Annotated in this window: 17 protein-coding genes, 1 tRNA gene and 1 other RNA gene; 4 read left to right on the plus strand and 15 right to left on the minus strand. The window is 49.0% G+C overall.

The features are described from left to right. Window positions 1-42: 42 nt before the first annotated feature. The 11 genes from B067_RS20315 to B067_RS0111350 form a co-directional block, all read right to left on the minus strand. Window positions 43-2,166 (minus strand): VWA domain-containing protein, encoded by a 2,124-nt coding sequence (locus B067_RS20315; protein WP_019530201.1) that lies wholly within the window; start codon window positions 2,164-2,166, stop codon window positions 43-45. Between the two features lie 151 nt (window positions 2,167-2,317). Beyond that, window positions 2,318-2,662: a hypothetical protein gene (locus tag B067_RS21305; protein ID WP_019530202.1), complete on the minus strand. Its 345-nt coding sequence runs from the start codon at window positions 2,660-2,662 to the stop codon at window positions 2,318-2,320. Window positions 2,663-2,704: 42 nt separating this feature from the next. Beyond that, on the minus strand, window positions 2,705-3,148 hold the full coding sequence (locus B067_RS0111315; protein WP_026244589.1) for a YcgN family cysteine cluster protein: 444 nt from the start codon (window positions 3,146-3,148) through the stop codon (window positions 2,705-2,707). Between the two features lie 16 nt (window positions 3,149-3,164). Beyond that, on the minus strand, window positions 3,165-3,458 hold the full coding sequence (locus B067_RS0111320; protein ID WP_019530204.1) for a YcgL domain-containing protein: 294 nt from the start codon (window positions 3,456-3,458) through the stop codon (window positions 3,165-3,167). Window positions 3,459-3,472: 14 nt separating this feature from the next. Continuing rightward, entirely contained in the window at window positions 3,473-4,591 is a 1,119-nt protein-coding gene (gene rnd / locus B067_RS0111325; RefSeq protein WP_019530205.1) for a ribonuclease D, read from the minus strand. A 2-nt stretch (window positions 4,592-4,593) separates the two neighbouring features. Beyond that, window positions 4,594-5,193 carry a recombination mediator RecR gene (gene recR / locus B067_RS0111330; protein WP_019530206.1) on the minus strand — a complete coding sequence of 200 codons (600 nt, stop codon included), beginning with the start codon at window positions 5,191-5,193 and terminating at the stop codon, window positions 4,594-4,596. 5 nt (window positions 5,194-5,198) lie between these two features. Continuing rightward, the gene (locus tag B067_RS0111335; protein ID WP_019530207.1) at window positions 5,199-5,519 is read right to left on the minus strand and encodes a YbaB/EbfC family nucleoid-associated protein; all 321 of its coding nucleotides are present in this window, start codon (window positions 5,517-5,519) and stop codon (window positions 5,199-5,201) included. A gap of 93 nt (window positions 5,520-5,612) precedes the next feature. Further along, window positions 5,613-7,565, minus strand: coding sequence for a DNA polymerase III subunit gamma/tau (gene dnaX, locus B067_RS0111340; RefSeq protein WP_019530208.1), 1,953 nt, complete (start codon window positions 7,563-7,565; stop codon window positions 5,613-5,615). A 163-nt stretch (window positions 7,566-7,728) separates the two neighbouring features. Beyond that, window positions 7,729-7,825, minus strand: an RNA gene (gene ffs / locus B067_RS21665) — signal recognition particle sRNA small type. 74 nt (window positions 7,826-7,899) lie between these two features. Further along, complete coding sequence (locus B067_RS0111345; protein WP_019530209.1) at window positions 7,900-8,454, minus strand: DUF4136 domain-containing protein; 555 nt, start codon at window positions 8,452-8,454, stop codon at window positions 7,900-7,902. 32 nt (window positions 8,455-8,486) lie between these two features. Continuing rightward, window positions 8,487-9,578, minus strand: coding sequence for an NHL repeat-containing protein (locus B067_RS0111350; protein WP_019530210.1), 1,092 nt, complete (start codon window positions 9,576-9,578; stop codon window positions 8,487-8,489). A 408-nt stretch (window positions 9,579-9,986) separates the two neighbouring features. On the opposite strand from B067_RS0111350, the gene B067_RS0111355 reads away from it, so the two are divergent. Next, window positions 9,987-10,072 (plus strand) — tRNA-Ser (locus tag B067_RS0111355). Between the two features lie 287 nt (window positions 10,073-10,359). Here the strand turns inward: B067_RS0111355 and B067_RS0111360 are convergent. From B067_RS0111360 to pckA, 4 genes are all read right to left on the minus strand, one after another. Next, the gene (locus tag B067_RS0111360; protein WP_019530211.1) at window positions 10,360-10,794 is read right to left on the minus strand and encodes a PACE efflux transporter; all 435 of its coding nucleotides are present in this window, start codon (window positions 10,792-10,794) and stop codon (window positions 10,360-10,362) included. Between the two features lie 471 nt (window positions 10,795-11,265). Further along, window positions 11,266-12,333, minus strand: a complete 1,068-nt coding sequence (locus tag B067_RS0111365; RefSeq protein ID WP_019530212.1) for an Lnb N-terminal periplasmic domain-containing protein — start codon at window positions 12,331-12,333, stop codon at window positions 11,266-11,268. 122 nt (window positions 12,334-12,455) lie between these two features. Beyond that, window positions 12,456-12,647 (minus strand): hypothetical protein, encoded by a 192-nt coding sequence (locus B067_RS0111370; RefSeq protein ID WP_026244591.1) that lies wholly within the window; start codon window positions 12,645-12,647, stop codon window positions 12,456-12,458. A 107-nt stretch (window positions 12,648-12,754) separates the two neighbouring features. After that, the gene (gene pckA, locus B067_RS0111375) at window positions 12,755-14,371 is read right to left on the minus strand and encodes a phosphoenolpyruvate carboxykinase (ATP) (protein WP_019530214.1); all 1,617 of its coding nucleotides are present in this window, start codon (window positions 14,369-14,371) and stop codon (window positions 12,755-12,757) included. 200 nt (window positions 14,372-14,571) lie between these two features. Here pckA and dauA point away from each other — a divergent pair, with 200 nt between their 5' ends. Genes dauA through B067_RS0111390 form a run of 3 tightly spaced genes read left to right on the plus strand, consistent with a single transcriptional unit; the run spans window position 14,572 to window position 16,894 of the window. Beyond that, window positions 14,572-16,314 carry a C4-dicarboxylic acid transporter DauA gene (dauA, locus tag B067_RS0111380; RefSeq protein WP_019530215.1) on the plus strand — a complete coding sequence of 581 codons (1,743 nt, stop codon included), beginning with the start codon at window positions 14,572-14,574 and terminating at the stop codon, window positions 16,312-16,314. Then, window positions 16,301-16,525: a hypothetical protein gene (locus B067_RS0111385; RefSeq protein ID WP_019530216.1), complete on the plus strand. Its 225-nt coding sequence runs from the start codon at window positions 16,301-16,303 to the stop codon at window positions 16,523-16,525. The genes dauA and B067_RS0111385 overlap by 14 nt, the downstream gene beginning before the upstream one ends. A 24-nt stretch (window positions 16,526-16,549) precedes the next feature. Then, entirely contained in the window at window positions 16,550-16,894 is a 345-nt protein-coding gene (locus B067_RS0111390; protein WP_019530217.1) for a zinc ribbon domain-containing protein YjdM, read from the plus strand. Window positions 16,895-16,928: the final 34 nt, after the last annotated feature.

Raw genomic sequence — 16,928 nt, forward strand, 5'->3', positions numbered from 1 at the left:
CCGCTTATATAGCTATAAGCGGGGCGTAATTAAGATAAGACATTATTTTTTATCGGGGTCTATATCTATGGCCTCATCGGGCAGATCCAAGATGTCATCGACATCGGCTAAATCATCTATATCACCGTCATCTATTTCGCTATCTAAATCCACCTCTATACTCGCCTCTTCATCGGCTGGCTCTGTAGCGATAGGTTCGTCGCCTATGTCTGCCGGCTCACCTAAATCTAATTCTAGGTCAGCCTCTGCTGCGTCAGGCTCAGATTCTGGTTCTGGTTCTGGTTCTGGTTCTGGCGTAGTGTCGCCATCAGTAAGATCTTGCTCTAGCTCATCAGACTGGCCTAGCACATCAGACTTATCCGCCCCCATCACCATTTTGTAAGCAAAATAGCCCAAGCCTATAGTTAATATATTCCCTAACACCACCCCGGCATAAAGCAATATGTCGGATAGGGTAATGCCCTCGTCAGCTTCAGGCTGCGCCGCTACCGGCTCGGCTTTGGGCGGCGCTGGCTTTTCTTCGGCGATAGGTGCGGGTTCAAGTGCGGGCTCTGGTTCTGGTTCTGGCTCCAGCAAAGGCGCCGACCCTAGCACAGCATGAATAATCTCTACCGCCTCAGAGCTATAATCAAAACGGCCGCCAGTTTGGTACTGACCGGTAGCCTCAAAATTAACCCAGTAGCTACCCGTCTGTTCTACACCGCTAAGCTCTAGCTGCCAGGTCCTTTCTTTTAACACCTGCACCGCTTTTAAGGCGGTGCTGCCATCAGGGCTTTTAACTCTAGCTAATACCGTAGAGCCCTCAGTATCAATAGCCGGATTTTGCGCAAACAAAGTAACACTGTGGTTAGGTGGCATATCATCACTAGTGCTTTGCTTGATATCGAAGGTTTCTCTTACCGCTATGGTTTGTTTTTGCTCGCGCTGAAAGCTTTTACCATCAGCCCGCACACTAATATCATATATACCGGCCTCCGCCAGCATCGCCAACGGACTGCTAAACAAGCCATTACTAGGCGCACCTTGATCACTTAACGACAACTGCCACTGCTGCTCATCATCACGGCGTTTAATGGTCAACTGTATATCCACTAAAGAGAGCAGCTTGGCATCCATAATGGTTTTGCCCTGCTCTTGTAAAAGCGCTGACAGTTCACTATCCGCCCCCACAAACATACTGGCGGGTAAGCGTGACGCCACTAAACTGAGATTACTGATTATGGTAACGCGGCTGCCAGGCTCTAAGTCAGCGACTAACTGCCACTCCCCTTCGTAGGGTGACTTAACCGTAATCAACTCGTAGTTGTTATCGCTAAACCAACGGCTATCACTATCGTGCTTAGCTTCTGTGCTGCGTTTATTATCCGGCGAGACTAATGTGGCTGCCTTGCTACCCGGTTTTTTAAAAATCAGCGCAGTAAATTCTTCTATGCTGGAATCGACAATAAAAGTATTGCCATCTAGGGGCAGCTGTTCTGCGGGGGCGGCAGCATCAAAGGCCTGTAAAAAAACCGCCATTAATTCTTCCGCGGTTTCGGCTACGGCAGTCAGGCCATTAGTTTCTACCGCCAAGCGCTCCATCAGATCGCTATCGGCATTTTTAGATAAGGCCACGGTATGTATGGTGATACCAGCATCGCGCAGCTTAGGTAAAATCTCGTTAATGATTCTATCTCTGGCGGCTGTGTTTTCTTGTTTAGATTTGGAAATATCCACCATGCCGTCGGTTAGCAGTATCATGTGGGTGGCGTAGTTGGGGTCTAGCTTACTGAGATCCATGGCTGCCTTTTCTAGCGCCAGTGGAATATTGGTGTGCAGGGCAACCGAGTTAATTTTTTGCGCCGCCAACAGCGCACTATCGCGCCATTTATCGTCGACTTGACCGTGCTTAACCAGCATATTAACCCACTGACCAAAAGTCCAAACCCCGGCCTTAGCATCTTTGGGGAACAGTTTCACCAGTAGCTCTAATGCTGGCCTACGTAGATTTTCGGGGTCATTACTTTTCATGCTGCCCGATATATCAATCACCACACGTACATCTGGCGCTTTGCTAGTGCTGGCCAGCGCGGCATCTATGGTTTGGGTTTGGGTTTGGGCTTGCGCTAGCCAGTTAACGCTCAATAAAATCAGTAAAGTGATTAAACTGCGTGCAATCGCCATCATGTTATAAACTCTAAAATAGATTTAATGCTTGAGCAGCGCTGCACAAGCAATGAGAAAATTGTTTATTAACAACTATTTATAGCAGGTTTCTGATAATTAACAACAGACTTTTATTATTATAATCAAGGCCTTAAGCTCATATATTAAGGCCTTACTTTTGTGCAGAAGCTCGCTTGAGCTTAGTCCGCAGCAGTCGCCATAGCAACGACAGCGATACCAGCAGCAGCATCACAACTAATATAGGCCATAAGCGCTTAACACCACCATCTATACCCATGGTGACAGTATCAATTAACGCGGCCATAAACGCAGGCGCCCAATAGTTTGATCCTGCCGCTATAGGCACAGGAGTGAATAACAACGCCGCAGCCAATATCAGTAGAATAAACCGTAAATCTAGCAACTTAATACCCGCCGTTACTCGCCATAGCATTAACAGCAGCAACAAGGTCGCAGCCACATAGCAGCCCCAGGCCAGTAAATAATCAGCAGCCATGCTGCCTCCCAGTAATTGTTATTAAGATTACGTACACAGGGGTTACTCCACCCAGTGAACAATATGCTCTTCGTAGCCATCGGGGTGCACAAAGTTCTCGCTAAGCGCCCTACCCTTAATCGATATCCCGGCTTCGTGTACCGAGTCGGCACGGCCGCTTAGCAAGGGATGCCAGTTAGCTAGCGGCTTACCCTCATGCACTAGCCTATAGGCGCAGGTAGACGGCAGCCAGTGAAAACTCTCTATATCCTCTGGCCTCAACCACACACAGTTAGGCACCAGTTCGTTGCGACGCTGATATTCAGTGCAACGGCAGTCATCATCCATATAACGGCACACCACCTTGGTGTAATAAACTTGGCCGTCATCTTCATCTTCTAATTTATGCAGGCAGCATTTAGCACAGCCGTCGCACAGCGACTCCCACTGTTCACGATTCATATCTGCTAACGCGACTGTCTCCCAAAAGGGCTTTTTTTCCGTCATATCAGCTACTGTCACCTTAGCCACCCATTTTGCTGTTTTTTTGGTGTAATTCTTTCATATATTCATCACCGGATGCCGAGGGTGGCATTTGCAGGAAAAAACCTTGTTCACCGATAGCATTCAGCACCTGAGTAACATTTACTCGCGCCAACTTACGTTCTGGGTGTAATAGCAACACCATAGCGTGTTCGGGCTTACCAAATTTTTTCAGCAAGGCCTCAGGCACCCGCGCCAAATCCTCAGCCTTATCTACATATAAATACATACCCTCTTTTTTAGGGCTGCGATAGATGGTGCAAATTTTCTTCATGCTTAACTCGTCACCTAGCCTTTAAGCTGGCGTAATAATACATCGCCAATAACGGCTTTGCGCCAGCCCGATAAAGAAGCTGGTAATTGATAGGGCTTGCCCGACATACCTGAACGCAGCAAGCTTTCGTAGTCGCGTTTTTTAACTAGAATTTCGCTGGCCATATTTAATTCTTCGGCCACTTGTTTTACCTGCGCCTTCAATTGTTTTAAAACACCACCGGTTTGCACCGGCAAGGGCTTAGGCAAGGCCTTGGGTAAATCATCGGCGGCTTTAGCCTCTGCCACTAGGGCAATAATTTTGTCGCCATCTACCCGCAGGGTTTTTGGGCCCAGCTCACTAATTTTAGCCAACTGATTGATTTGGCTAGGCATGATGCTAGCTATTTCAAAGCAGCTTTTATCTTTAATCACTCGGCCTCTAGGCACGTCGCGCTGGCGGGCCTGCTGCTCACGCCAATGGGTTAGGCTAGCTAACACTTGCAATTGTTTAGGGGTCAACTTCCACGCTGACTTTACTTTTTTGTAATAGGGCTCGTTACTATAAAAGCTCGCCACCTGCTCGGCACAATCGTGCTGCAGCCAAGCTAAGCGATCTTTGGCGACTAAGCTATCATGCATTTGTTGATAAATTTCCGGCAAATACTCTACATCTAAGGCGGCATAGTGACACTGCGATGGGCTTAAAGGCCGCTGCAACCAGTTGGAGCGTGTCTCACCCTTTTCTACATGCACATCCAAAATAGCCGCCACCAAGTTTTGATAACTCAAACTAAAACCAAAGCCCAACATGGCTGCAGCTAACTGAGTATCAAACAAAGGCGTAGGTAATACCCCAAATAGTCGCTCAAACACTTCCAGGTCTTCGCTGCAGGAATGTAGCACTTTAACGATGCTGGGTTGCTGCAGCAAAACCACTAAAGGCTGCCATTCATTAATACTTAAAGGGTCTATTAAATAATTGTCCGCTCCGGCAGAAAGCTGCAATAACCCCGCTATAGGGTAAAAGGTATCGGTGCGTATAAATTCAGTATCCAGCGCTAAAAAAGTGGCATCTTGCCATTGCACACAGCATTGCGCTAACTGCTCATTATTGGTGATAAAGATATAATTTTCACTAGGGTTACTACTCATAATCAGCTTATTACCTGACGGCCTTCTAGGGCGTGAGCAAGCGTGCCCACATCAACAAACTCCAGCTCGCCCCCTAAGGGCACGCCGTGAGCAATACGTGAAACCGTCACACCCAGAGCTTTAAGCTGCGCGGTAATATAATAGGCGGTGGCCTCACCCTCTACGGTGGGATTGGTGGCCAGTATGACCTCTTTAACCTGCTGCGCTGTAACGCGACTAAGTAAATGACTCAAACCTATTTCTTCGGGGCCAATGCCATCGATGGGCGATAATCGGCCCATTAATACAAAATACATGCCGCGATATTGCCCGGACTGCTCTAAGGCCAGCACATCACTAGGGGCCTCGACTACGCACAAGGTTTGATGGTCGCGTTTAGCGTCAGCGCAAATCGCGCATTTAGGCTGCTCGGTGAGCGTGCGGCACTGCTCACAGCGCTTAACACCCGCCATAGCCAGCTCCAAATGTTGGGCAAGTTTGACCCCACCTTCGCGGTCGCGCTCTAATAAATGAAACGCCATACGCTGCGCCGACTTAGGGCCTACCCCTGGTAAACAGCGCAGGGAATTAACTAATTGATCGATTAAGGGACTGTAAGCCATGATAATTAAAACGGCATTTTAAAACCGGGGATATCTAACCCGCCGGTCATATTTTTCATGGCTTGCTGATTACTCGCTTCCACTTTGCGTACCGCATCGTTGACTGCGGCGGCGAGTAAATCTTCTACAATTTCTTTGCTCTCTGACATTAAGCTGTCGTCTATGCTCACGCGGCGTACGTCGTGGCGACCATTCATCAGTACTTTAACCAAGCCAGCACCCGACTCACCCTCAACTTCTGCCTTGGCTAAATCGTCTTGCGCCTGCTTCATCTTTTCCTGCATTTGCTGCGCTTGCTTCATGAGGTCATTTAAATCGGGAGTCATAATTTTTCTCTATCATTAGCTACTGTATCTATAATGCTATTTTTTTGCGCCAAGCATTACACCATATATTACAACATGTGTTACCCGAGCGATTTAATGCACCGAGCTAACCGATTCTAAATCTAAGCTGGCGCCAAACTCCTCAACCAACAAACGTATATTGGGGTCGTTTTGTAAGGCTCTAGTGGCCTGCTGCTTTTGTTCGGTTTTGCATTTGTGGTTATAGCTGGCCGGTGTTTCACCCGCCACCTGGGTCACCATCACCGATACCTTTACCGGGCAATTTAGCGTTACCGTTAGATGCTGCTGCATTCTGTCGGCATAGCCTTCATTGTAAAGGCTGGCATTGTTTTCATCTAAGACAAAGGACAATTCCTCACCCTTGCGCTCTACCAAGGCACAGTGAGCAGCGATATTGCCCACTACCCCACCAAAACCCAAGCGCGAGTACAACGCTGGCCAATTATCCACACTGATATCGTCTATACGTAGCGGCTGCTCGCTGTCATGTGCTGCAGCTACAGGCTGGATATCAGCCCCTGCAGCACTTAACCCTGACGGTATATCCACCGAACCCGCCGGGCCGGTAACCGGAATCTCCGCTGGCTTAGGGCTAGGGTTGAGAAATTCTGCCTTAACAGCAGCCAAGGCCTTATTGATAGGCCGCTCTGCAGGTGCTGGTACCGATGGCACGGGCTGCTGCAGTGGCTCGGTTGCGAGCTCAACGGCCGCTGCGGCCGGTGTTAGGGTTGCTGTCTCCGCCGCAACCTCAGCGGTTTCAGACTTTTTTACCGGTACAGCTGCCTCTGGTGCAGCCTGCATGGGCTGTGTAGGCTCTGCTTGCGGTTGCACTTGCGACGGTACCGCCTGAGCTGGAGGCTGTAGTTGCGGCTCAGGTTGGTTGCCGACAGGTGTAACTATCGGGCTATTTTGTAGCGTAACCTCGGAAGCTTGTGGCACACCGGCAGGTTTAAAAGCTAGCATGCGCAACATCAGCATTTCAAAACCGCTGCGAGGGTCGGGGCTAAGTGATAAATCGCGACGACCTACCAAGGCCATTTGATAAAACAGCTGTATGTCTTCCGCGGTAATCGAACGCGCCAATTCGCCAATAAGCTCGGCATCACCGTGGCTATTGTCTATAGCGCCAGGCACCACTTGGGCTATGGCTATGCGGTGCAACAGGGTAAGCATTTCTTCTAACGCGCCGCTATAATCGGGAGCAAATTGCGACAACTTATCTACCGAGGCCAACACTTGGGCGCCATCGTGCGCCATCAGGCCACGCAGCACATCCACCACAAAATGCTGATCGATAGTGCCCAGCATTTGCCTAACATCAGTTTCGCTAAGGCTGCCGGAGCCAAAAGCGATAGCTTGATCGGTTAAGCTCAGTGCATCACGCATGCTACCATCGGCGGCACGGCCCAGCTGCCACAATGCGGGCTCTTCAAAGGGCACCACTTCTTGCTGTAGCACATGTTGTAAATGCCCTACTATGCGCTCGGGTGTCATGTTTTTTAAATTAAACTGTAAGCAGCGCGACAGCACCGTGGCCGGTAGCTTCTGTGGATCGGTGGTAGCTAATAAGAATTTTACGTGCGGCGGCGGCTCTTCCAAGGTTTTTAACAAGGCATTAAACGAGCTATTAGACAGCATGTGCACCTCATCGATGAGGTACACCTTGTAGCGGCCAGCTGTGGGCGCGTACTGTACGTTTTCCAGCAACTCGCGGGTGTCTTCCACCTTGGTGCGCGAGGCAGCATCCACCTCTATCAGGTCAATAAAGCGGCCATCGTTAATTTCATTACAGGCCGAACATTGACCGCAGGGCACCGAGCTAACCCCTACTTCACAATTAAGGCACTTGGCCAAAATACGCGCAATAGTCGTTTTACCCACTCCACGGGTGCCGGTAAATAAATAGGCATGATGTAGCCGGTTGTGATCTAAGGCATTGATTAAAGCCTTGAGTACATGCTCTTGGCCTACCATTTCCCTAAAGGTTTTGGGGCGCCATTTACGGGCCAACACCTGGTAACTCATTCACTAAGCCTGTTATTAAGTTAAGTGGCAATAAGGCAGCAATACGCTGAATCTAAATGCAGAGATCATACACTAGCCGCCGCCCTACATAAACTGCTGTAAAGGCCGCAAAGGGTTTGTGTTTAGCAATAGAGATGTAACAAGGGGGATATTAAGGTGGCAGTCCAACCAGCCACATCCCGGCACACGATTTGGTAACTACCGTTGCTCCCTTCCAGGCCTGGCGGAGTTTGCTACCTATCGTTGCGAGAGGACCAGAAGGACCACCATAACGTCTTTGACGGGCTTGCTCAAAGGCCGCGTATTGTGCTGAAAAATAGCAGCACTTGCAAGCCTATTTAGGCGGAAAACGATTAATAATAGCGGTAACCGTTTCATTCACAAATTGATCGCGCTGCGCCGGCGTAACCGAACCAGGCAAACGACGCTCACTGACGCCACGCCACAATAACTCGCGTTTTTCAGGCTCAATAATATCGATCATAAAAGAACCCGCGCGATATTGTTTAATCTCTATATCACTGTCGTGATGAAAGCCGGCGCGAAAACAATGAAAGCAAGGGTAGTAACCAAAGTGGTTGCGATAACTTTTCACCGACAATTTTTCGTTGGAACTCAATTGATAAGTAATCAATACATCAGCACTTTCAAGGGCAACTTTTTCATAACCCTGCGCAGCCATTTGCTGCTCCATCGCCCGGTATAAACGCTGATGCATTAGGCTGTTATCCATATGCGGATCGGGCGCCTTCTTATCTTTAGCGGGCAACCATGCATAGGTTTTAATGGCGGCAAAGTTATAAGCCACATCATAATCAGTGGCTACCCGCAGCTGGCTGCTACAAGCTACTAAGCCCATAAGTAACACCAACAAGAATACTTTTTTCATTGCTAACTCCCTCTATTGTTATACACCCACTCTTATAGATAGGGGCATAACTGTATGTTTCTGGCGGTAATACTACCGACTAGCACTTGCCCGCCCAGCTTAACGGCCGAGCTCATGGCGGATTGTTCAAAACCCAAGCTGGTCATTTTGACCACGGGTTCAGCCAAAAGGTCATTGTCGGCAGCGATATAGTAAAGCTCACTGGCCGAGGATTTGAGCCCTTTGCTCATAATATGACGCAGGTAATCCAGCGGCCTTAGCGCGCCCACCACCCATAAGTCACCGTTACCATCTATTTGTATCTGCTCCGGCGCAGCCGCTAGCACCACCTCTGCACTATAGCTTAGCTCACCACTTAATAAATCGCGCTTATAATTAATAACCCTGCGCCCCTTAGCATCAGCCACATAAACTCGGTGACCATCGGCAGTAGCCGCCACCGAACTTAAAAAATGATGCTGATCGAGCACAGTTTTAATAACGCCGCGATCATAGTACAGCAACGTAGACTTAGGCCCCACACCCATCATGGCCTTATAGCGGCCCAATAGCGATGCCGGCGGCGGCCCGGTGAGGACATAAAACTGATCGTAGCCCACCACCGCCACATCAATAGCGCGTTGAAACAAGTCATTTTTTAGGGTTTTAGCAAACACCGGCTGGTTACCCGCAGCGAGGGTAAGTACTTCTATAGTATCTTGGCCGGTGGCGCGGTTATTCACCACATATAAGCGCCCTTGGCTCTCGCTGCTGTCGCCATTAGCACTATAAAGGCTGATACCAGCCGGTTTAAAATCGATTAAACCGGGTAGGTTTTTGATACTGTAACTACTCGGCAGTTGCTGACTATTGAGCACCACAATATCACCATTGGCTTGGCCTCCCTGTGAACTAAGTCCCTGCGAGCTATCAGCCTGCAATACACCCAAGCGATCGTATACCGCCATAAAGCCCACACCACTGCGGTAATTAAAGGCCATATCCGCTGCTGCACCCACACCATTAATCATCTGGCAGGAGCCCGCCGATTTCGGGGTAACCGAACGAAAGCCATCCAGCTGCCAATAACTCCACCCCGCCACCACACCAGCCAGCAACACCGTAAGCAGTAATAATTTTTTCATCCTTTATCCTTTGTTTTTATTATTAATCCCAAGCACTACTTTATCTGTAGTCAGCTATTAGTAATAGCTGACTCGTAGCGAGCATCCACCACAAAAGGGTTGCTGCGCCGCTCCTCACCAAAGCTAGAGCTGGGGCCGCCCTCTATCGCCGACCATCACTGCCGCCCTGCCATTGCGCCGACATATAAGCGCCAAGCAATTTAGTTGCTAATGAGTAACAGAGACAGCTACGCACTTGGGCGCTGATGATTTTTTATTCAATTACAGCCTCTACTGATAAAGACAAAACGCTATCATAGCAAGGCAACAATAAATTTCAGTAAAAAAGCCTAAAGCCGCCCAAACCATGCACCCAGAGTTGCCAAGCGACTGATTCTCCTATACATTAGCGCCCCTCAAACAGTCATAGGTGAGGTGTCCGAGTGGCCGAAGGAGCACGCCTGGAAAGTGTGTATACGCAAGTATCGTGGGTTCGACTCCCACTCTCACCGCCATAAATAAAAGAACCGGCCCTGTGCCGGTTTTTTTATTTATGGCGGTTACGGGACGGACGAGAATCCGAGCAGGGTTCGAAAAATTACGCCCACGGCGGAATTTTAACGCCTGCCTTCAAAAGGCGCCCGCAGAGTCAGAATAGCCTCAAGCTATTCTGATTAATCCCTCCCTCTTTTCTTTTTTACCACAGCCCTCACTTTTTTCTTGCCCCTGCCCATAGCAACAGCCTCTCAATCAAAACGTCCACAACAAATCTGGGCTTTATGCTTAAGCTAAAGCTAAAAGCTTAGTCGTCATCAAGCTTCGCCGAGGACGCAGGCAGGCCGAAGGCGCAATCGAAGGCCCAGGTAAAAGTAATCGCATAGACAAAGAAAAACACCAATAAGCCAAGGTTCGCCAGTAACGCACTGAGCAGTGAGATGTTCAACCAAAGAGCCATCACAGGAACCAGTATGATCACGAGGCTGCCCTCAAAACCACTGCCATGCAACAACCGCCTAGCAAATGACCGGCCTCGTACGGGCTGGCGCGCCTCCCAGCTTTCAAATATTGAATTGAATACGTAGTTCCATCCTAGCGCGACGCTAGATAATACAATCGCGAGGCCTATGGTTGAGGTAGGCGGCTTATCAAAAATAATACTCAAAACAGGGGCAACAAAGGCAATGGCAAAAACTTCATATAGCAATGCTTGCAGTATCCGTCGTTTTTTGGGGCTCATAGCAAATCTCTAGAGTGGTGCCTGGTTTAATTGAGGCCTAACGAGCCGGTAGCAAAACGTTGTGACACCATCGCCCGTCCATCGCTCACTTCGTATTGGTTTTTTTAAAATGATTCTACTCTGGGTAGCAACCACCCAAATCAATTTAATATGATGCCATCTTAGGCGCAGCAATGTGAATAGATAGAGACTTATCTCGTTTATCGTCCGCTCCATAAACGTCTACGCTAAGCACTTAAGTACGCACCCAATAAGATAAATTATTGATAAAGATTGCAGGCTAGGTTCACGGTAGCCTTAGCGGTATACGTGGCCGGAATAAATGCCTAGCCTTTTGGCAGTATCAGGAGCCATGGTATTGAATCATCCGCCTATTTGACAGCTGCACAGCGAAATTTTTCAGCGTAGTGCTTGTACTTATTTTCATTAGCCACCTCATATCACCTCGTTAACGGGCAAGTAAAAAGGCAGCTACTTTTGTGGGTAATTTAACACCTTAACCCCAGGTACCGTTTGCCGAATCGAGATTGAAAAATCTAACCCTGAGATATTAGACTCAAGCGCGCGCTGGTTAATGTAACCTAGCGATTGCAGCTCGAGGAAGCTATAGCCTGGCGTTAGCACACCCAAATCATGAGCGTATTCGGCGAAATGTCCGGACAGCAGCAACCGGTAGTCCAGTGGCAGATCCGGCGCAATGACCCGGCCGAGTTCAAATACAACAGTCGTACAGTTGCCGGTTAGGCTATTGTAAAAACGTGGTGTGTTGCGCAGCTCCTTAGCCGCCTGCAAGTACGCCACAAACAAGTCTCGAACTTGCGCGGGCTTCATTTTTAATCGATAAAGGTAGACATTCTCACCCCGGGTATTGCTGCGGGTTTTTAGAATATCGCGCTCATCTGCCGCCACCAAAACTTGTTCGTACTGGCGGAAAAAGCCAGCGATCGCAGAAAAGTTTTCCTGGCGCTCTTTGCGAATTTCCAATGAAAAAACTAACTGTTCGCCGTCGTCAAAACCGAATGACACCAACGTGTGGGCTATATGCGGCCCCATCCAGTAGGAAAGCACGAGGTCAGCCGTGCGTAGGCTTTCGAGGTTGTAACTGCGTTTCTCCCACCGAGGGTCGTAGTCAGTTTCGCTGCGCCACTCGAAATTACGCACGTTTTTCAGGTGAACCCAGCTGCCGTCAACATTGGATTCGAGCAGTTGTGCCACATCATCAGCCCACAGGCGCTGATGTGATGGCTGCACCCCACTCCACCAGCTGGCCATAATCACAATGGCACTGGCAAACAGAATAGTCGCTAAGCTACGCGCACGTCGCTTGCCTTTAAACAGACCCGTGAGCGCCGCAAGCATGGCCAGCCCGGCAGCTATCCACAGCGCCATGGCTATCCATCGCACTAGCCACAATGCTACTGGCTGTTGCGGTAACTGCAGCCACAACGCCATGGCTCCCCAAACCATTAACAGCAGCACCGCAAGGCAAAATATTAAGCGTGCCAGCCACTGCCACGTGCCATGTTTTGTCTTATTCATGGGTTTGTATTAGCTCAAGGCGTAATCGCCCATAGAATTTTTAGTTTCGCCAACGGGAAGCTATGCTCAATCAAATCACTTTCACGCGATGCACCTTTAGGCGCAATTAGGTAGCCACGACGTTACTCTTTTTTACCCTCATTATTAAAGACCTGCTCTTTCCAATCAGACCCCAATGCTTGCTCTATATAGTCGCGCATAAATTGGCGAATTTTTTGCGAAGGAGTGACATCCTCCTGATCACACAGTTTTTCAAAGGCTGCTTTCTTATCAGGGTCGACTAAAACCGTTAATCGTGCAGTGCGTTTTTCCATGGTGAAACTCATTAATTTATTAGGCTAAATATGCAGATTTAATAACTACATTTGTGTGCTTGAGCAGCGTTACTAGATAGAGACCCTGCTCAAGCATAGGTTTAGGCTTAGTCCGTAATAGCAGGACCTGCGCTTCTTAAATCCGCACCCTTTGAAGTATCGGTAAACTGTTCGAAATTGGCGATAAATTTTCCAGCTAAAGATAAAGCCTTTTCCGTCCACTGCTCGGGCTGGCTGTACGTCTGGCGCGGGTCTAGCAGCTTGGCGTCAACGCCAGTAAGGGCGACAGGGGTTTCCAAGTTGAATATCGGTAAGGTGTTAAAATCGGCCTGCTCTATCGAGCCATCCAAAATGGCATCAATAATCTGGCGAGTCGCTTTAATAGAAATCCGTTTACCGCTGCCGTTCCAGCCAGTGTTAACGAGGTAGGCTTGGGCACCCGACTGGGTCATACGGTTCTTAAGGGTGGCGGCGTACTGGGTGGGATGCAAGCTTAAAAAAGCCGCTCCGAAGCACGATGAAAAGGTTGGCGTGGGTTCAGTAATACCGCGTTCAGTACCCGCCAGTTTTGAGGTATAGCCCGAAAGAAAATAATACTCAGCTTGCGCTTTAGTTAAGCGCGCTACAGGCGGCAGCACACCAAAGGCATCGGCAGTAAGAAAAATAACTTTGCTAGCATGGCCTCCCACCGATACAGGCTTAACAATATTCTCTATGTGATAGAGAGGATAAGACACGCGGGTGTTTTCCGTTTTGGAACTATCGGCATAATCAATAGTGCCCTCTGCATCAACCGCTACATTTTCTAATAGCGCATCGCGTTTGATGGCGGCGTAAATTTCTGGCTCTTGCTCTTGGCTTAAGTTAATTGTTTTGGCATAACAGCCGCCCTCAAAATTGAAAACGCCATTGTCGTCCCAGCCATGCTCGTCGTCACCAATTAAAGCCCGCTTAGGGTCGGTGGACAAGGTAGTTTTACCCGTGCCCGACAGGCCGAAAAAGATGGCAGTATCACCGTCTTCACCGACATTGGCGGAACAGTGCATGGAGGCAATGCCCTGTTGCGGCAATAGGTAGTTCATGACCGAGAAAATGCCTTTTTTCATTTCACCGCCGTACCAAGTACCGCCGATCAACTGTATGCGCTCGGTCATATTAAAGGCGACAAAGTTTTCCGAATGCAAGCCCTGCTCTTGCCAATTGGGGTTGCTGGTTTTGGCGCCGTTTAGCACCACAAAATTAGGCTCAAAATTTTCTAGCTCTGCCGCACTGGGGCGAATAAACATATTGCTGACAAAATGAGCTTGCCAAGCTACCTCGGTAACAAAGCGCACCTGTAAACGGGTAGCGGGATTAGCACCACAAAACAGGTCATTTACAAAAAGACGTTTACCGCTAAGCTGCTCACCTACCACGTCCTTGAGCGACGACCAGACTTCCGGGGTGATGGGCTTGTTATCGTTGTTGCCTTGGTCCGACCACCACAAGGTATCGCGGGTGGTATCGTCTTTAACAAAATACTTATCCTTGGGTGAGCGTCCGGTAAAAATACCGGTATCAACGGCAACCGCCCCGCTCTTGGTTACATGGCCGGCTTCATAGCCACTGAGCTCGGGACGTGTTTCTTCACGAAACAGCGTGTCGTAATCGGCGTTGTAGAGAATTTCCTGTGGCTTATGTATGCCGTAGCTAGCGAGTGCTTGTTGCAGTCGAGACTGAGTCATAGAGGTATCCTTTGGTTTGCAGAAGATTCTTAATGGGAAGTTTATTACTCATTTAATGATAATTATATTATCATACAACACTCATCACGCTAACCTTTTCTTACCCATAAACTAGGTTTTAGCGTCCAAGCTTGCTAGAACCAGCTTGGATAACAACCTATAGCAGATAGTTGCTAAAAAACCGAGCCAGGAGTACAGCTATGTCTCACCGCAAACACCTCTTTTCTTTACGGGTGGGCTATGCATTGCGTGAAGCGCTGGCCGAGGGCTATGGCCGCAACAGCTTATTGAAAGACCTTATCGCCGGCATGACTGTTGGCGTAATCGCGATTCCACTAGCCATGGCGCTAGCCATAGCCAGTGGCGTGCCACCGCAATACGGTTTGTATACGGCGATTATTGCCGGCGCCATCATTGCTTTCACCGGTGGCAGCCGCTACAGCATTTCTGGGCCAACCGCCGCGTTTGTGGTTATCCTACACCCATTAACAAGCCAATACGGCCTAGCTGGCCTGTTGTTGGCCTCGGTAATGGCCGGCCTCATTCTTATTGCCATGGCTTACGCCCGCCTCGGCCGTTTTATTGAATACATTCCTGAATCGGTAACGCTGGGCTTTACCGGCGGCATCGCTATTGTCATTGCCGTTTTGCAGATTCCCGATTTTCTCGGCCTAAGCATAGTCAATTTACCGGAGCACTTTGTAGGTAAAATAACGACCATAGGCGCCCATCTGCAGCAGTTGGATATAGGTAGCACCCTAACTGCTGGTTTTACCTTGGCGGTAATGCTGCTCTGGCCGCGACTGCGTACGCCCATCCCACCCCACCTACCCGCACTGGTATTGGCCTGCCTACTGGCAGTGGTGCTGGCGACCTTTGGTATTGAGGTGGACACCATAGGTTCTCGCTTTCACTACCTGTTACCCGACGGCACTGAAATGGCTGGCATCCCCCCTTACCTACCGACACTGGAGTGGCCGTGGGACCGGGCTGGCGCCTCCGGGCAGCCGCTGGGCATATCCCTAGAGCTGATCTCGAATTTACTGCCCGCCGCATTTGCTATCGCCATGCTGGGGGCGATTGAATCGTTGTTATGCGCCGTGGTATTGGATGGTATGTCGGGCAAGCGCCACAGCGCTAACAGTGAACTCTTGGCGCAGGGAATGGCCAATGTCATTGCTCCTTTCTTCGGCGGCATTACGGCAACAGCCGCCATCGCCCGCTCTGCCACAAACTTTAAAGCCGGCGCCGTTTCGCCCCTGGCCGCCTTCATCCACGCTATTGTTGTTTTGTTAGGCCTGCTACTGTTGGCAGGGGCGCTAGCCTATGTACCCATGCCAGCAATGGCGGCACTGTTAATGGTAGTTGCCTGGAATATGAGCGAGGCGCACAAGTCGGTAAAATTGGTGAAAAAATCACCCAGAAGCGATGTATTAGTGTGGCTAACCTGCCTGTCACTCACCGTCTTTTTTGATATGGTGATCGCCATTACCGCCGGTATTCTGCTAGCATCCATTCTTTTTATGAAAGAAATCGCTACGCTCACCCAGGTGGTCGATATAACTGACAATAACGACTTTGTACGCAAGCCCTTGCCCGCTAACTGGAAAGTATTCAAAATTAACGGTCCGTTATTTTTCGCAGCGGCGGATCGTATCTTTGGTGAATTATCCCAGCACATCGACGGCTACGATGGTTTGATTTTAGATATGCGTTATAGCGCCTATCTCGATGCAGGCGGCCTTGCTGCCATCGAAAAATTACTGGCCCACTGTGAAAAAAATGCCATACAGCTGCATTTTTCCGCTTGGCAGTTTCAGCCTTTGAAAACGCTATCCAGGGCACGCGGCGAGCTAAAAAGCCCTCTGGATATCTCGTTCTCGACGCTGGACGATGCAGCTAAGCATGTTTTAAAAAGAGAGGTAGGCCATGAAACTGAATGAAGCCATAGAGCGAAAAGGCAGTTGGCAAGAAGCACAGATAAGAATAAGCCCGGGCAGTAGAACGCAATGGTTCGTCATGCTGCACGACTGTAACTACAAGTCTTTTATTCTCGCAGATAATAATGATCAATCCATTGCCACTGAAGATATCAATGCGCTGGCTGAACTGATTAGATCTATAGGCTTGAAAGAATTTACCGTTTTTTTATAACCACCCTATTGTAAGGATTTTACTATGAGCAGTTATCCCCCGTGCCCCAAATGCCAGTCACAGTACGCCTATGAAGATCGTGACACACTGGTATGCCCTGAATGTGCACACGAGTGGAACCCCGCCGCTGGCGAACAGAATGAAGATGTTGCGGTGGTAAAAGACGCCAATGGCAATGATATTTTTGAAGGCGATAACGCCACCCTAATCAAAGATTTAAAAGTGAAAGGCAGCTCAAGCGTGTTAAAAGTTGGCACCAAAGTAAAAATTAATCGTATCGTTGATGGCGATCACAATATCGATTGCCGAGTCGACAAAGTGGGTGTAATGATGCTGAAGTCGGAGTTTGTTAAAAAAGCGACTGCCTGATATATACGCTGAACGACTATAGGAAGCCAGTGAT

This window comes from Dasania marina DSM 21967 (genome assembly GCF_000373485.1).
Taxonomy (GTDB): domain Bacteria; phylum Pseudomonadota; class Gammaproteobacteria; order Pseudomonadales; family Dasaniaceae; genus Dasania; species Dasania marina.

What these genes read in the sequence shown, in the direction of transcription:
- B067_RS20315 (WP_019530201.1), bottom strand. Translation starts at nt 2,166, where the DNA reads ATGATGGCGATTGCACGCAGTTTAATCACTTTACTGATTTTATTGAGC.
- B067_RS21305 (WP_019530202.1), bottom strand. Translation starts at nt 2,662, where the DNA reads ATGGCTGCTGATTATTTACTGGCCTGGGGCTGCTATGTGGCTGCGACC.
- B067_RS0111315 (WP_026244589.1), bottom strand. Translation starts at nt 3,148, where the DNA reads ATGACGGAAAAAAAGCCCTTTTGGGAGACAGTCGCGTTAGCAGATATG.
- B067_RS0111320 (WP_019530204.1), bottom strand. Translation starts at nt 3,458, where the DNA reads ATGAAGAAAATTTGCACCATCTATCGCAGCCCTAAAAAAGAGGGTATG.
- rnd (WP_019530205.1), bottom strand. Translation starts at nt 4,591, where the DNA reads ATGAGTAGTAACCCTAGTGAAAATTATATCTTTATCACCAATAATGAG.
- recR (WP_019530206.1), bottom strand. Translation starts at nt 5,193, where the DNA reads ATGGCTTACAGTCCCTTAATCGATCAATTAGTTAATTCCCTGCGCTGT.
- B067_RS0111335 (WP_019530207.1), bottom strand. Translation starts at nt 5,519, where the DNA reads ATGACTCCCGATTTAAATGACCTCATGAAGCAAGCGCAGCAAATGCAG.
- dnaX (WP_019530208.1), bottom strand. Translation starts at nt 7,565, where the DNA reads ATGAGTTACCAGGTGTTGGCCCGTAAATGGCGCCCCAAAACCTTTAGG.
- B067_RS0111345 (WP_019530209.1), bottom strand. Translation starts at nt 8,454, where the DNA reads ATGAAAAAAGTATTCTTGTTGGTGTTACTTATGGGCTTAGTAGCTTGT.
- B067_RS0111350 (WP_019530210.1), bottom strand. Translation starts at nt 9,578, where the DNA reads ATGAAAAAATTATTACTGCTTACGGTGTTGCTGGCTGGTGTGGTGGCG.
- B067_RS0111360 (WP_019530211.1), bottom strand. Translation starts at nt 10,794, where the DNA reads ATGAGCCCCAAAAAACGACGGATACTGCAAGCATTGCTATATGAAGTT.
- B067_RS0111365 (WP_019530212.1), bottom strand. Translation starts at nt 12,333, where the DNA reads ATGAATAAGACAAAACATGGCACGTGGCAGTGGCTGGCACGCTTAATA.
- B067_RS0111370 (WP_026244591.1), bottom strand. Translation starts at nt 12,647, where the DNA reads ATGGAAAAACGCACTGCACGATTAACGGTTTTAGTCGACCCTGATAAG.
- pckA (WP_019530214.1), bottom strand. Translation starts at nt 14,371, where the DNA reads ATGACTCAGTCTCGACTGCAACAAGCACTCGCTAGCTACGGCATACAT.
- dauA (WP_019530215.1), top strand. Translation starts at nt 14,572, where the DNA reads ATGTCTCACCGCAAACACCTCTTTTCTTTACGGGTGGGCTATGCATTG.
- B067_RS0111385 (WP_019530216.1), top strand. Translation starts at nt 16,301, where the DNA reads ATGAAACTGAATGAAGCCATAGAGCGAAAAGGCAGTTGGCAAGAAGCA.
- B067_RS0111390 (WP_019530217.1), top strand. Translation starts at nt 16,550, where the DNA reads ATGAGCAGTTATCCCCCGTGCCCCAAATGCCAGTCACAGTACGCCTAT.